The following is a 13,046-nucleotide window of genomic DNA, read 5'->3' on the forward strand; positions in this document are numbered from 1 at the left end:
CTCAGAAGTGAAACGCCGTAGCGCCGATGGTAGTGTGGGGTCTCCCCATGCGAGAGTAGGGAACTGCCAGGCATCAAATTAGAAGTATGGCACTGACTTTCGAGGCAGTTCACTACTCGATAAGAGAGTAGGACAAAAGCAAAAGCTTTTGAACGTTGCAAAGCAACGGCCCGAAGGGTGAATCACCAAGGGATTCATAAACTGCCAGGCATCAAATTGCAGTAAACCGGGATGAAGAATCCGGGTAGTGACAAAGAAATTCGGTGGAGCGGTAGTTCAGTTGGTTAGAATACCTGCCTGTCACGCAGGGGGTCGCGGGTTCGAGTCCCGTCCGTTCCGCCACTTATTAAGAGCCCTGAGCATTAGCTCAGGGCTTTTTCTTTGCCTGCAATTTAATTATTGCTACATCCGCAAAAATCCTCTGCATTTATCACTCTTTTTCTATAAAGAGCTGGAAGTCATAATCCTCTTAGTTGATGAACATAGTGATTAAAAAGAGGAGTTCTATGGCTATCCCTGCATTCGGTTTGGGTACTTTCCGCCTGAAAGACGACGTGGTTATCGCTTCTGTTAAAACGGCGCTTGAGCTGGGCTACCGTGCTGTCGACACTGCGCAAATCTATGATAATGAAGCGGCTGTTGGTCAGGCGATTGCCGAAAGCGGCGTACCGCGTAACGAACTGTACATCACCACCAAGATCTGGATTGAAAATCTCAGCAAAGAAAAACTGCTCCCAAGTCTGAAAGAAAGCCTGAAGAAACTGCGTACAGATTATGTTGATTTGGCGCTGATCCACTGGCCATCTCCAGGAGATGCTGTATCTGTTGAGGAATTCATGCTGGCGCTGCTCGAAGCAAAACAGCAGGGACTGACTCGTGAAATTGGTATCTCAAACTTCACTATTGCGCTGATGGAAAAAGCCATTGCCGCAGTAGGCGCAGACAATATTGCGACCAACCAGATTGAGCTTTCTCCGTATCTTCAGAGCCGTAAGGTGGTTGACTGGGCGAAAGCACACGGTATCCACATCACCTCTTACATGACGCTGGCTTACGGTAACGCGCTGAAAGATGAAGTGATTGCGCACATTGCCGCTAAACATAACGCGACCCCGGCGCAGGTTATTCTGGCATGGGCAATGGGGGAAGGTTACTCCGTAATTCCTTCTTCTACCAAACGTGAAAACCTGGCAAGCAACCTGCTGGCGCTGGAACTGCATCTGGATGCCGAAGATAAAAAAATGATCGCGGCACTGGACTGCAACGATCGTCTGGTCAGCCCGGAAGGTCTGGCTCCTGCCTGGGATTAATTGCCCGATCCTGTGTATCCCTTACCCCTCTTTTACAGCTCCTTCGGGAGCTGTTCTTATATATTCACTTAAAAAGTCTATAAATGCACGAATACGTGTACTGACCGCACGATCGCTGTAGTAAACGGCGCTGAAAGGCATTTTTACCGGCAGACGTTTATCGGCCAGCAGTTCCACTAGCTTTCCCCGCGCGATCTCTTTATCTATCATATAATCTGAAAGACAGGCGATGCCGTTGCCGTTCAGGCAAAGCTGTTTTAGCGTTTCCCCACTGTTGGAAGAAATTCCACACTCGACCTCATGCAGCTGTCCGTCGCTACAGGCAATCGGCCAGGTATTGAGCGAAACCGGTTCGGAAAACCCCAGACACAGATGCTGTTTTAACTCTTCGACGGTCTCTGGTCTACCAAAACGGGCAATGTACTCCGGTGAGGCAATAATCTTGCGATAGCTGGTAAATAACGGACGCGCACGTAGACTCGAGTCAGTCAGTGTACCCGCTCGTATAGCAACATCCACTTTTCGTTCAATAAGATTGATGAATGTTTCCGAGGAGACGAGAGACAACGTCATCTCGGGATACCGCTCCCGGAACGGTTTGATTAGCGGCATCAGGAAATGCAACATCACCGGTGTTGCTGCGTCGATGCGCAGCAGGCCGCGCGGAGTATTACGCGACTCCATGATTTCCGTTTCTGCTGCACCCATCTCTTGCAGTATCTGCTGCACCCGCCTGAAATAGCGCTCTCCTTCCTCAGTGAGACTTAGCTGTCGGGTCGTTCGATTAAGCAAACTGACGCCCAGTTTCATCTCCAGCTTTTTTACTGCCCGACTGATCGCGGAATTGGCTTGTCCAAGCTGTTCTGCCGCCCGGCTAAAGCTGCCGCTTTCCACTACCGCTACAAAAATCGCAAGTTCTTCAGAGGTTGCTTTCATTTTTGCACCTGACGCAAAATTATATTGAGATTTTGAATATTTTTGTCATTAAAACATCCAGGCATACTGCGTGTCATCTGATTACTGATGTTACGGAGTTATTTATGCCTCTCGCTTTATTTGCACTAACAATTAGTGCCTTCGCTATAGGCACTACTGAGTTTGTGATTGTTGGTCTGGTGCCGACCATCGCTCAACAACTGGCGATCTCGTTACCTTCCGCCGGGATGCTGGTTTCCATCTATGCGCTGGGTGTGGCGATTGGCGCACCGGTACTGACCGCTTTGACCGGACGCCTGCCACGTAAACAGTTACTGGTTGCGCTGATGGTTCTGTTTACGGCGGGGAATTTGCTGGCATGGCAGGCTCCCGGGTATATGACACTCATTGTCGCTCGTCTGCTGACTGGGCTGGCACACGGCGTATTCTTCTCGATTGGTTCTACCATCGCGACAAGTCTGGTGCCGAAAGAGAAAGCGGCCTCCGCCATCGCTATTATGTTTGGTGGCTTAACGGTGGCGCTGGTAACTGGCGTGCCGCTGGGAACGTTTATTGGTCAACACTTTGGCTGGCGCGAGACTTTCCTTGCGGTATCAATGTTAGGCGTGATTGCACTGATCAGTAGCCAGTTGTTGATCCCCGCCAACATTCCCGGTCGTGCAGCCGCCAGCATTCGCGACCAGGTGAAGGTGCTGACTCATCCCCGTCTGTTGCTGATTTATGCCGTTACGGCACTGGGCTACGGCGGTGTATTCACGGCATTCACCTTCCTGGCACCGATGATGCAGGATCTGGCGGGATTCTCTCCGGCAGCAGTAAGCTGGATCTTACTGGGTTACGGTGTTTCAGTGGCTATCGGTAATATCTGGGGTGGTAAGCTGGCGGATAAGCATGGTGCCGTTCCTGCGCTGAAATTCATTTTCGCCGCGCTGTTTGTTCTGCTGATGGTTTTCCAACTGACGGCTTCTACGCAGTATGCCGCGCTGGCTACCATCCTGGTAATGGGGATCTTTGCCTTTGGTAACGTACCGGGGTTGCAGGTCTATGTGGTACAGAAAGCGGAACAATTTACGCCTAATGCTGTAGATGTGGCGTCAGGGTTGAATATTGCGGCGTTTAACATTGGCATTGCACTGGGTTCAGTGATTGGTGGACAAACGGTCGAGCATTATGGTCTGGCGCAGACGCCGTGGATTGGCGCACTTATTGTCCTGGTTGCGTTCCTGCTGATGGGACTCAGCGGTCGTCTTGATAAGCCCGCACGCGTTGCTTTGGGGTAAATCATTGATGTAAGCGCCCACTTACAAAACAAACTGCAATTGTTCGTTGAAAGTGAGTGCTAAAATCCCTATAACAGAAGAACCAGTCCGGTTGCGGACTGGTTGACGTTACAGAGGTTTGAAAGTCTAAAGTGCGAAAAAACACCTATGCCATGCGTTATGTTGCCGGACAACCCGCCGAGCGGATTTTACCGCCGGGGTCGTTTGCGCATATTGGCCAGGCATTACCCGCAGGCGTTCCGTTAAGCAGTGAAGATCGCATTCGTGTGCTGGTATGGAATATTTTTAAACAGCAGCGCGCAGAATGGCAGTCGGTGCTGAAGAATTTTGGCAAAGATGCGCATCTGGTGTTATTGCAGGAAGCACAAACCACGCCAGAACTGGTGCAGTTTGCGACCGCTAACTATCTTGCTGCCGATCAGGTTCCGGCCTTTGTGCTGCCTCAGCATCCCTCTGGCGTCATGACGCTCTCTGCTGCTCATCCTGTTTACTGCTGTCCATTGCGCGAGCGTGAGCCTATTTTACGGCTGGCGAAATCGGCGCTGGTGACGGTGTACCCGTTGCCTGACACTCGGCTGTTAATGGTGGTGAATATCCACGCGGTTAACTTTAGCCTTGGCGTTGATGTCTATAGTAAGCAGTTACTTCCCATTGGCGATCAGATTGCTCATCACAGCGGTCCGGTGATCATGGCTGGCGATTTTAATGCCTGGAGCCGTCGACGGATGAATGCGCTGTACCGCTTTGCGCGTGAAATGTCGCTGCGCCAGGTTCGCTTTACTGACGATCAGCGCCGCCGTGCGTTTGGTCGCCCTCTCGATTTTGTGTTCTATCGCGGTCTGAACGTGAGTGAAGCCTCTGTGCTGGTCACCCGTGCATCCGATCACAACCCGCTACTCGTTGAATTCAGTCCCGGCAAACCTGAACAATAACGGTGTGTCAGGTCTGCCATAGGGCAGGCCTGTGATGGTTGCCCTTCATATTTCATAACAACCGAAGGACAACACAATGACAACACGCTCTCACCATGACAACGTCGAAAAACAGTTTGGCTCTCAGGCTAATGCCTATTTAACCAGTACGGTGCACGCCTCTGGCCGTGACTTGCAACGTCTGGGGGAAAGGTTGTCGGCATTTCCGCAGGCTCGCGTATTGGATATGGGATGCGGAGCAGGGCACGCCAGCTTTGTGGCCGCGCAACAGGTAAAGCAGGTCGTGGCTTATGATTTATCGTCGCAGATGCTTGAAGTGGTTGCTAAGGCGGCAAAAGACCGAGGTCTGGAAAATATCGCCACACGGCAGGGGTATGCTGAAAGCCTGCCATTTGAAGATAACGTATTTGATGTGGTGATTAGCCGCTATTCCGCGCATCACTGGCATGATGTCGGGCGCGCGCTGCGGGAAGTGAACCGCGTTCTGAAGCCCGGTGGTGTACTGATTGTGATGGATGTGATGTCGCCTGGCCACCCAGTACGTGATATCTGGTTGCAAACCGTGGAGGCGTTACGCGATACCTCACACGTACGCAACTATTCCAGCGGAGAGTGGTTGTCGTTAATCAATGACGCCAATCTGATTGCCGATACCTTGTTAACCGATCGTCTGGCGCTGGAATTCAGTTCGTGGGTGGCGCGGATGCGTACGCCTGCAGCGTTGAGCGACGCGATTCGTGCCTACCAACAAAGTGCTTCTGCACAAGTGAAAGACTACTTTGCGTTACAGGAAGATGGCTCGTTTACCAGCGACACGATAATGGTTGAGGCACATAAAGCGGGATAAATAAAAAAGGCACTGGGGGGAAACCAGTGCCTTCATTTCTACAATGCTATCAGGAGTCCGGCATGTCGTTGTTTTTCACAAACAACGTTAGCTGATCGCCTGGCTGTAGATTATTCGTATCGCTGTTCCAGCGCATCACATCCTTGATGTTAACCCCGTGGCGTTTGGCAATACTCGAGAGCGAGTCGCCTTTACGCACACGATAGGTGATGCTATCGCTGTTGTTCGCCAGTCGCTGTGCGCTGCTACCAGCGCCCACCGTCAGATTCTGGCCTACTTTCAGCGACGACCCGCGCAGATTATTCCACTGCTTAAGGTCATTGATGCTCACGCCAAGACGTGAAGCGACGCCAGAAAGCGTATCGCCAGAGCGAACTTTGTAGCTACGGCTGTTCAGCGGCGTGTTATCCGCGACCAGCGTTGACTGCACGGCTGCAATTTCGCCTGAAGCCAGAGACTCACGCAGCTTCTCTGCATGCTTCTTTGGCACCATCACATATTGCGGGCCGCTGGCACCCAACGTGGAACCTTTCACGCCTGCATTGAAGGTCTTCAGCTTGCTGACGGAAATACCCGCCATATCGGCAACCTGAGCCATCTCAACCGGGCTACTCAGGCGAACACGTGCCAACGCGCGGCTTTCGTCTGTTGTTGGCAGACGTACGCCATAGCGTTTGCTGTTTTTGAGTATATCGCTCAATGCCAGCATTTTGGGCACGTATAGCTTCGTTTCCTGAGGCAATGGCAACGACCAAAAGTCAGTGGGTTTACCACGAGCTTTGTTCGTTTTGATTGCCTTCATGACACGACCTTCACCGCTATTATAAGCAGCAACGGTCAGCAGCCAGTCGCCATCAAACATCTTGTTCAGACGCTGCATCATGTCCAGCGCGGCGGTGGTGGAAGCCACAACGTCGCGACGTGCATCATAACTGCGGGTCTGTTTTAAACCATAATTGCGCCCCGTGCTCGGAATGATCTGCCAAATACCTGCGGCATTGGCGCCAGACGTTGCGTGAGGATCAAAAGCGCTCTCCACTATGGGTAGTAGTACCAGTTCCATAGGCATGTTACGTTTCTTAACCTGCCCGGCTATCCAGTACATATACGGCTCTGCCCGTAAAGTTACATCGTGGAGATAGCTCTTATTGCGTAAATACTTCTGTTTCTGTTCGCGAATCCGGCTGTTTTCCGGAATTCCCATCTTTAGCTCGTCACCAATGAAAGCCCACAAATCTTGATCAGCAGCGATAGATGTTCCGTCGTCCATCCATCGCGCCTGACTTGTAAACTTTCCTGCTTCCCCTTGACCAGCTGCAGAAAGGCTCTGTGCGTGTTGTTGGACGTTACCAGTATTCTGGCACCCAACAAGCAGTACAGAGGCGAGTAATATCGCTTTTGCCTTCATGTGTGTGTCAATAGTTGCTTAAAAGACGACCGATCATAACGGCGAAGTTTTCAAAAGGCAACCCGGAATTGTCAGAACGTATCTTTCTTTGACCTTAACCAGGCAAAACGCTCCTCAGGTTGTTGCAATATTGTTTCTTTGTTAATTTCATTAATTAAATCAATGTCTTCTGTTCTTAAAAAAAGATTATTTCGCCGCTCATTTTTCAGAATTACGGGTAGTGTCATTTGTTTTTTTACGCGTAACTCATTAACTTTACGATAATATTCATTTATGAACGAATCGTGCGGGAGAATGCTTAAGGCAAACATCATGTTTGCTAATGTGTACTCATGCGCGCAACAAATTAATGTATCGTCAGGAAGGGCGTTGATTTTTTTAAGTGATTGATACATTTGGGTTGCGGTGCCTTCGAAAAGTCGACCGCAACCGCCAGAAAAGAGTGTGTCACCACAAAATAAGTAAGGATGGCTAAAGTAACAGATATGTCCTAAAGTGTGACCCGGAGTAGCAATTACCCTAAATTCATGCCCCAAAACGAGTGCAATATCACCATCTTCGACTATGTGTGTCGTTCCCTTATCTTGCGTTTCAGCCGGTCCGTATACCACTATTTGTGGGAAATGCTGCAGAAGTTCTTTCACTCCGCCCACGTGATCCTGATGATGATGGGTTAGCAGAATGGCTTCAGGCACCCAGTTATGCTCTGCAATGGCTTTCAGAACAGGAGCCGCTTCACCCGGGTCCACAATCAGACAATGCTGGTCATTATTTGACAAGACCCAGATGTAATTGTCCTGAAATGCAGGAATACTGTTAAGATTCATATATTGCCTCTCAATGCGTAACGGAAGGTTGTGATGAAACCGGCAAGGATCCCTCATACTGTCGTAGCGCCCGTAAGCTGGGATGATCTGCCCTGGGGCGAACACTATCGTGAGGCGCTGGAGTATCAGCTTAACCCGTGGTTCGCAAAAATGTACGGTTTTCATCTGCTTAAGGTTGGTAATTTAAGCGCAGAAATCGATTCCGAAGCGTGCGCGGTTTCTCATCAGGTAAATGTTTCTTTGCAGGGTTCTCCCATGCAGGTGACGGCCGATCCTTTGCATCTTCCCTTTGCCGATAAGTCCGTGGATGTCTGTTTATTGGCCCATACGTTACCGTGGTGTTCCGATCCGCATCGCCTACTGCGTGAAGCCGATCGCGTGTTGATTGATGACGGTTGGTTGATTTTGAGCGGCTTTAACCCGGTAAGCCTGATGGGTTTGCGTAAACTGGTGCCCGTATTGCGTAAGACATCGCCCTATAACAGTCGGATGTTTACCCTCATGCGTCAATTGGACTGGCTATCATTACTGAATTTTGAAGTGCTGCACTATAGTCGTTTTCATGTTCTGCCCTGGAATAAGAAGGGCGGGAAAATGTTAAGCACCCATATCCCCGCGCTGGGCTGTTTACAGCTGGTGGTTGCGCGCAAGCGAACCATTCCACTTACACTCAACCCGATGAAACAAAATAAAAGCAAAACGCCTATCCGTCATGCCGTTGGCGCGACCCGGCAATACCGTAAACCGGACGCTTAAGCCTCAGTCTGATACCCAATATCATCCTGAGTTGGGCTCATGGCCGCGGCGCGCGCAAGCTCATCGCAGCGTTCGTTTTCCGGATGGCCCGCATGGCCTTTAACCCATTCCCATTTGATTTGATGAGGGCCTAAAGCGGCATCGAGACGCTTCCACAGATCGACGTTCTTCACTGGTTTTTTATCTGCTGTTTTCCAGCCACGCTTCTTCCAGTTGTGGATCCACTGCGTAATGCCCTGGCGCACATACTGGCTGTCCGTGCTGAGTATCACTTCACACTGTTCTTTCAGGGCTTCCAGCGCAACGATTGCTGCCATCAGCTCCATGCGATTATTAGTTGTAAGGTTGTAGCCTTCGCTAAAGGTTTTTTCGCGCCCGCGATAGCGTAAAATCGCCCCATAACCACCCGGTCCTGGATTTCCCAGGCAAGAACCATCGGTGAAAATTTCTACCTGTTTAAGCATCTCTGGTAGACTTCCTGTTTTAGCAAATCGAAATCAAACGATAAGTCTGACATAAATGACCGTTATGAGCACTGGAATTACACGACAGATCGTCCTCGATACCGAAACCACCGGTATGAACCAGATTGGCGCCCACTATGAAGGCCACAAGATCATTGAGATCGGTGCGGTTGAAGTGGTGAACCGCCGCCTGACCGGCAATAACTTCCATGTTTATCTGAAGCCGGATCGGCTGGTGGACCCGGAAGCGTTCGGCGTACACGGAATCGCAGACGAATTCCTGCTTGATAAACCCACGTTTGCTGATGTAGCCGACGAATTTCTCGACTACATTCGCGGCGCGGAGCTGGTCATCCATAACGCATCGTTCGATATCGGTTTTATGGATTACGAATTCGCGAAGCTCAAGCGGGATATTCCGAAGACGAACGAATTCTGCAAAATAACCGATAGCCTGGCGCTGGCGAGGAAAATGTTTCCTGGCAAGCGAAACAGCCTTGATGCGTTGTGCTCGCGCTATGAGATAGATAACAGTAAACGAACCCTGCACGGCGCATTGCTTGATGCCCAGATTCTGGCCGACGTTTATCTGATGATGACCGGCGGGCAGACCACGATGGCGTTCTCAATGGAAGGCGACAGCCAGCAGAGGAATGACACGGGGATCCAGCGTATTGTGCGACAATCCAGCAAACTACGTGTTGTTTTCGCCACTGATGAAGAGTTAGCGGCCCATGAGTCACGCCTTGACCTGGTGCAGAAAAAAGGCGGAAGTTGCCTCTGGCGGGCATAGTTTGTACATTTACGGTATGAAAATGGCTATTCGGGTGATTTTTGCAGCAAACGATTAAAAAACGTGAGAAAAAGCGTTGACGAGGTGCGAGGCAATCCGTAATATTCGCTTCGTTCCCAAGCGGAACACAACGCGGAGTGGTAGTTCAGTTGGTTAGAATACCTGCCTGTCACGCAGGGGGTCGCGGGTTCGAGTCCCGTCCATTCCGCCACTATTCAGAAAGCCTGAATCAGAAATGATTCAGGCTTTCGTCGTTTTAACCCACCAAAAATAATAATCTCATTCTCACGTTCTATCGACCGCGCCCGTGCTTTCGGGTGGGCAACACATCAGGTCATCCTTAACCCGACGCATATCCAGAAGGCGATTAACTCGCGAAGTGATTCATCACGCAGGCGAAGCGGGGTGAAAAGTTATCGCCAATAAGAACCGTTTCCTCATTCAGGTGCTTTAGCATATACAGCTTGTCGGCACGTTCGTAAGCGTCAAAGAAAAGATAATCTATAGCATCCGTTGCTTCATCATCCGGGGATTTTTCGCGTCCGTCGGGGGTGAGCATAAAAACGCCGGCGGTATGGCCGAGTGGTCGGGCATAGCGAAAGAACAGTTTTCGGTTAACAGCAAACTCGCCATCATCACTTTTGAGTTTCCCTTGTACTGACAATGAGAGGTGTCCAGAGTTGTAGCTGGTGATCAGCATTATTCCGTGGAGTTCCTTTTTGGTGTTTTGGATGTCGAGTATCGACGTGAATTCCGAGGAACAGGAAAAACTGATTTCTTGTTTTTTCGCATTCCCGGCGATAATAAAAAAAGCGATAGTCGCCAGCCCAAAAATGGCAATCACGACTGACCATAGTAAAGGAGAGTGATCGCTTTCCTGCTTCATATCATTCCTCATGATGGCGATACTGGCTGATGCAATGGTAATAGCCGAGGTTTAGCCCACATTCAGCGGCAAACGACCACTCAACCAGATTATGGTTGCTCGCCCAGGTATTGAGATACAGATCTTTTGGATACGAACAGTTAGGGTTAATACCCACGGACTTGAAAATATCCAGCGCTTTTTTTTCGGTAATGGTGTCGGTGAGGGCGTTTCCTAATATATGCACTCGGCATTGCTCGTAGTCGATAGTCCGCAGGATCGCTGCGTCCGTCATAGCGATTTTATTGGGTATCCATGTTAACCACGCTGTCGCCAGCACGGCGATGCCGGTAATTAACGTTGTTATCATGACAGGCCACAGGTTTCGTTTCTTTTTCCTGGGCATCAATGCAACATTGGCTATTCTGGTGGGTGCTTGTGCTTCCTCCAGTTGCTGAATATTGATACTGGCGTCGCCCATCCGAAATCCTATTCGCGGAATGGTGACGATCAGTTCTGCAGGATGGCCCGTAGACGTTATTGCTTTGCGCAGAAATGAAATGTGCTGATTGAGATTAGCATCCGTCGCTCTGGCGCCATTATGCTGGAAAACATTCTGCAGAATTTCATCGCGCGAGGATATCTCTTTACCATTTTGCAACAGATAGAGCAGTAATTGTGTTGCCACATTATTCAATGTGGCCATTTCACCAGACGCCAGGTCTTTTAGGGTATTTTTATGTGGTCTGAAAACTAAGCCATCACCAATAATTACGGATTTGATTTTGTTTATTGGTATATGAGAAATCACTGATGTCTCCTTTAAAGCAGGATATCTCGCATTCGAGTGGGGGAAGCAATAGCATAACATAATTCATTTATAAAAAATGATTGTACTATAGAACTCTTTATTAATATTTATATAACAATCTTTTAATATATCTAATAGAATCCTCCTATGTCCTTCCTCTCTTTCACTATCTTATTGTCATTACTCGCTTTTGATACCTAATTTCATTTTTACAAAACTTTCATAAATACATTTTGCCTGTTCTTCTGGCTAAATAAAAAAATATTTGATAGATAAAAACTCTATAAAAACTATAAATAATAGCAATTAACACTGGGCGTGGTGTGTTTTTTTGCTGTTTTTTAGGTAAACGATCGCTCGACAGACAGTGTTACAACACGATTCCCTGAGTTTGATTAATACCGGATTTTTGCATTGTGTCATTTTTTCGTCGACTTAATATAAGCCCCGAAACAGCGTAAACACCTGTGGACGGTATTTCTGATGGAATACCAATGAAGTTCAAAATACGGGGTGGCTTGAGATGGATTGTTTGCAAGGATATGCGCTACCGCCACCTACAGATCAGGATTTCCCTTGCATTAATTGTCTGCGGAAATAGATCGTCGGAATAACCAAAAAACAGATATAAGGTTAAGTAGTAATATGAAAATGAAAAACGTGGCTGTGGCCTGTGCGCTGATGGCGGGAATGACTTTTACTGCATCTTCTGCTTATGCTGCAAAAAATGTTGAACCGACTAACGGTAAAATTCACTTCACTGGTTCTCTGGTTAATTCCGCATGCGGTCTGGCCCCAGAATCCAGCCCGGTGCAGGTAAATTTTGGTGAAATCCCAACTTCTCAGTTAAAAGACAACCAACGTGCTGGCGTTAAGCATGCCAAAATCGTGCTGCAGGGCTGTGATACGACCGTCGCGAAAACGGCTACTGTGACCTATACCCCGGCAACAATTGATTCAGATAACAACGCGCTGGCCGCGTTCACCTCGGGTACTGCAAAGGGTGCGGGCATCGGTATGGTTGACAGCGGCAACCAGGACGTGGAATGGGGCAAAGCGGCCTCTCAGGTCAACATTACCGATGGCGAAACCGACATTGATTTCGTCGCTTACCTGCAGGCAAACAACGCATCTGCAGCGGTAACTCCGGGTGATTTCGAATCTACCGTTAATTTCCAGATCGACTACCAGTAACGATCTGCAGCAGGCGCAATTATGCGCCTGCCTAACCCTTCCTGCGAATAACTGAAAGGAAATGCGGTGATGCCTGGATGGCGTATTTTACTGCTTTTTATCTTTATATCGCCTGCATGGGTTTTGGCTGACACTCATCGTCTTGTCAGTACGCCCGGCAAAATGCGCATGCGGGGAAATATTATTGAAGCTGCCTGTTATGTCGATCCGCGCGACCGGTCGCTACTGGTTGAATTTGATGACCTCTCAGCCAGAGATATTTCCGGTAAACCTGAAAAAGTATCTGCGCATGATTTCAGCATTCATTTGCTGGGATGTTCCCTTGGGGATTCTCAACATCCGGGGAGTCTGTTTCAACGCGCTAATATTACCTTTTCCGGCGCACCCGATAGTGACAATCCTGATTATCTGAGCGTGCAATCGGAAACTGAAAATTTAGCGATAGAAATATATGACGGCAAAGGACAGCAAATTCATCTGGGTGAGCCATCACCGGACTATGCGCTTAACCCAGGGAAAAACACGCTCAATTTTACGGCTTATTTGATCTCCCGCGACGGAAGAATGACATCCGGCGAATTTACTGCGGTCACGCATTTTGTTGTGAATTATCTCTGAGCTGC

14 protein-coding genes and 2 tRNA genes are annotated in these 13,046 nt (G+C 49.1%); 10 read left to right on the forward strand and 6 right to left on the reverse strand.

Going from position 1 to position 13,046, the window contains the following annotated elements:
• Positions 1–265 precede the first annotated feature (265 nt).
• Together OGV71_RS08350 and dkgB are read left to right on the forward strand one after the other, a co-directional pair.
• Positions 266–342 (forward strand) — tRNA-Asp (locus OGV71_RS08350).
• 164 nt (positions 343–506) lie between these two features.
• Complete coding sequence (gene dkgB / locus OGV71_RS08355) at positions 507–1,310, forward strand: 2,5-didehydrogluconate reductase DkgB (RefSeq protein ID WP_032937070.1); 804 nt, start codon at positions 507–509, stop codon at positions 1,308–1,310.
• 21 nt (positions 1,311–1,331) lie between these two features.
• Here the strand turns inward: dkgB and yafC are convergent, their stop codons facing one another.
• Positions 1,332–2,246, reverse strand: coding sequence for a DNA-binding transcriptional regulator YafC (yafC, locus tag OGV71_RS08360; RefSeq protein WP_204584069.1), 915 nt, complete (start codon positions 2,244–2,246; stop codon positions 1,332–1,334).
• Between the two features lie 104 nt (positions 2,247–2,350).
• Between yafC and OGV71_RS08365 the strand changes: the two genes are divergently transcribed.
• From OGV71_RS08365 to OGV71_RS08375, 3 genes are all read left to right on the forward strand, one after another.
• A complete protein-coding gene (locus tag OGV71_RS08365; RefSeq protein ID WP_003838907.1) occupies positions 2,351–3,526 on the forward strand; it encodes an MFS transporter in 1,176 nt (391 codons plus the stop codon).
• 131 nt (positions 3,527–3,657) lie between these two features.
• Complete coding sequence (locus OGV71_RS08370) at positions 3,658–4,458, forward strand: endonuclease/exonuclease/phosphatase family protein (protein WP_003031427.1); 801 nt, start codon at positions 3,658–3,660, stop codon at positions 4,456–4,458.
• A gap of 76 nt (positions 4,459–4,534) precedes the next feature.
• Complete coding sequence (locus OGV71_RS08375) at positions 4,535–5,305, forward strand: class I SAM-dependent methyltransferase (RefSeq protein ID WP_048233096.1); 771 nt, start codon at positions 4,535–4,537, stop codon at positions 5,303–5,305.
• Positions 5,306–5,354: 49 nt separating this feature from the next.
• On the opposite strand, the gene mltD is transcribed toward OGV71_RS08375, so the two are convergent.
• Both mltD and gloB read right to left on the reverse strand, forming a co-directional pair.
• Positions 5,355–6,713 carry a murein transglycosylase D gene (gene mltD / locus OGV71_RS08380; RefSeq protein ID WP_003031421.1) on the reverse strand — a complete coding sequence of 453 codons (1,359 nt, stop codon included), beginning with the start codon at positions 6,711–6,713 and terminating at the stop codon, positions 5,355–5,357.
• Positions 6,714–6,784: 71 nt separating this feature from the next.
• On the reverse strand, positions 6,785–7,540 hold the full coding sequence (gene gloB, locus OGV71_RS08385) for a hydroxyacylglutathione hydrolase (RefSeq protein ID WP_057064479.1): 756 nt from the start codon (positions 7,538–7,540) through the stop codon (positions 6,785–6,787).
• A gap of 33 nt (positions 7,541–7,573) precedes the next feature.
• Between gloB and OGV71_RS08390 the strand changes: the two genes are divergently transcribed.
• Positions 7,574–8,296 carry a class I SAM-dependent methyltransferase gene (locus tag OGV71_RS08390; RefSeq protein WP_049016139.1) on the forward strand — a complete coding sequence of 241 codons (723 nt, stop codon included), beginning with the start codon at positions 7,574–7,576 and terminating at the stop codon, positions 8,294–8,296.
• On the opposite strand, the gene rnhA is transcribed toward OGV71_RS08390, so the two are convergent.
• On the reverse strand, positions 8,293–8,760 hold the full coding sequence (gene rnhA / locus OGV71_RS08395) for a ribonuclease HI (protein WP_003031412.1): 468 nt from the start codon (positions 8,758–8,760) through the stop codon (positions 8,293–8,295). The two genes, OGV71_RS08390 and rnhA, sit on opposite strands and share 4 nt — an antisense overlap.
• 64 nt (positions 8,761–8,824) lie before the next feature.
• Here rnhA and dnaQ point away from each other — a divergent pair, with 64 nt between their 5' ends.
• Together dnaQ and OGV71_RS08405 are read left to right on the forward strand one after the other, a co-directional pair.
• Positions 8,825–9,553: a DNA polymerase III subunit epsilon gene (gene dnaQ / locus OGV71_RS08400; RefSeq protein ID WP_003031410.1), complete on the forward strand. Its 729-nt coding sequence runs from the start codon at positions 8,825–8,827 to the stop codon at positions 9,551–9,553.
• Between the two features lie 134 nt (positions 9,554–9,687).
• Positions 9,688–9,764 (forward strand) — tRNA-Asp (locus OGV71_RS08405).
• A 156-nt stretch (positions 9,765–9,920) separates the two neighbouring features.
• Here the strand turns inward: OGV71_RS08405 and OGV71_RS08410 are convergent.
• A complete protein-coding gene (locus OGV71_RS08410; protein WP_003838893.1) occupies positions 9,921–10,439 on the reverse strand; it encodes a FidL-like protein in 519 nt (172 codons plus the stop codon).
• A gap of 1 nt (position 10,440) precedes the next feature.
• Positions 10,441–11,124 carry a winged helix-turn-helix domain-containing protein gene (locus OGV71_RS08415; RefSeq protein ID WP_226807758.1) on the reverse strand — a complete coding sequence of 228 codons (684 nt, stop codon included), beginning with the start codon at positions 11,122–11,124 and terminating at the stop codon, positions 10,441–10,443.
• Positions 11,125–11,874: 750 nt separating this feature from the next.
• Here OGV71_RS08415 and OGV71_RS08420 point away from each other — a divergent pair.
• Together OGV71_RS08420 and OGV71_RS08425 are read left to right on the forward strand one after the other, a co-directional pair.
• Positions 11,875–12,423, forward strand: coding sequence for a fimbrial protein (locus OGV71_RS08420; RefSeq protein WP_044714304.1), 549 nt, complete (start codon positions 11,875–11,877; stop codon positions 12,421–12,423).
• A 69-nt stretch (positions 12,424–12,492) separates the two neighbouring features.
• The gene (locus tag OGV71_RS08425; protein WP_003838886.1) at positions 12,493–13,041 is read left to right on the forward strand and encodes a fimbrial protein; all 549 of its coding nucleotides are present in this window, start codon (positions 12,493–12,495) and stop codon (positions 13,039–13,041) included.
• Positions 13,042–13,046: the final 5 nt, after the last annotated feature.

The sequence above is a fragment of the Citrobacter sp. Cf088 genome (assembly GCF_030334295.1).
GTDB classification, from domain to species: Bacteria; Pseudomonadota; Gammaproteobacteria; order Enterobacterales; family Enterobacteriaceae; genus Citrobacter; species Citrobacter freundii.

Bases quoted from the DNA above. Each gene is read 5' to 3' on its own strand.
- dkgB (WP_032937070.1), top strand. From the start codon at position 507: ATGGCTATCCCTGCATTCGGTTTGGGTACTTTCCGCCTGAAAGACGAC.
- yafC (WP_204584069.1), bottom strand. From the start codon at position 2,246: ATGAAAGCAACCTCTGAAGAACTTGCGATTTTTGTAGCGGTAGTGGAA.
- OGV71_RS08365 (WP_003838907.1), top strand. From the start codon at position 2,351: ATGCCTCTCGCTTTATTTGCACTAACAATTAGTGCCTTCGCTATAGGC.
- OGV71_RS08375 (WP_048233096.1), top strand. From the start codon at position 4,535: ATGACAACACGCTCTCACCATGACAACGTCGAAAAACAGTTTGGCTCT.
- mltD (WP_003031421.1), bottom strand. From the start codon at position 6,713: ATGAAGGCAAAAGCGATATTACTCGCCTCTGTACTGCTTGTTGGGTGC.
- gloB (WP_057064479.1), bottom strand. From the start codon at position 7,540: ATGAATCTTAACAGTATTCCTGCATTTCAGGACAATTACATCTGGGTC.
- OGV71_RS08390 (WP_049016139.1), top strand. From the start codon at position 7,574: ATGAAACCGGCAAGGATCCCTCATACTGTCGTAGCGCCCGTAAGCTGG.
- rnhA (WP_003031412.1), bottom strand. From the start codon at position 8,760: ATGCTTAAACAGGTAGAAATTTTCACCGATGGTTCTTGCCTGGGAAAT.
- dnaQ (WP_003031410.1), top strand. From the start codon at position 8,825: ATGAGCACTGGAATTACACGACAGATCGTCCTCGATACCGAAACCACC.
- OGV71_RS08410 (WP_003838893.1), bottom strand. From the start codon at position 10,439: ATGAAGCAGGAAAGCGATCACTCTCCTTTACTATGGTCAGTCGTGATT.
- OGV71_RS08415 (WP_226807758.1), bottom strand. From the start codon at position 11,124: ATGGCCACATTGAATAATGTGGCAACACAATTACTGCTCTATCTGTTG.
- OGV71_RS08420 (WP_044714304.1), top strand. From the start codon at position 11,875: ATGAAAATGAAAAACGTGGCTGTGGCCTGTGCGCTGATGGCGGGAATG.
- OGV71_RS08425 (WP_003838886.1), top strand. From the start codon at position 12,493: ATGCCTGGATGGCGTATTTTACTGCTTTTTATCTTTATATCGCCTGCA.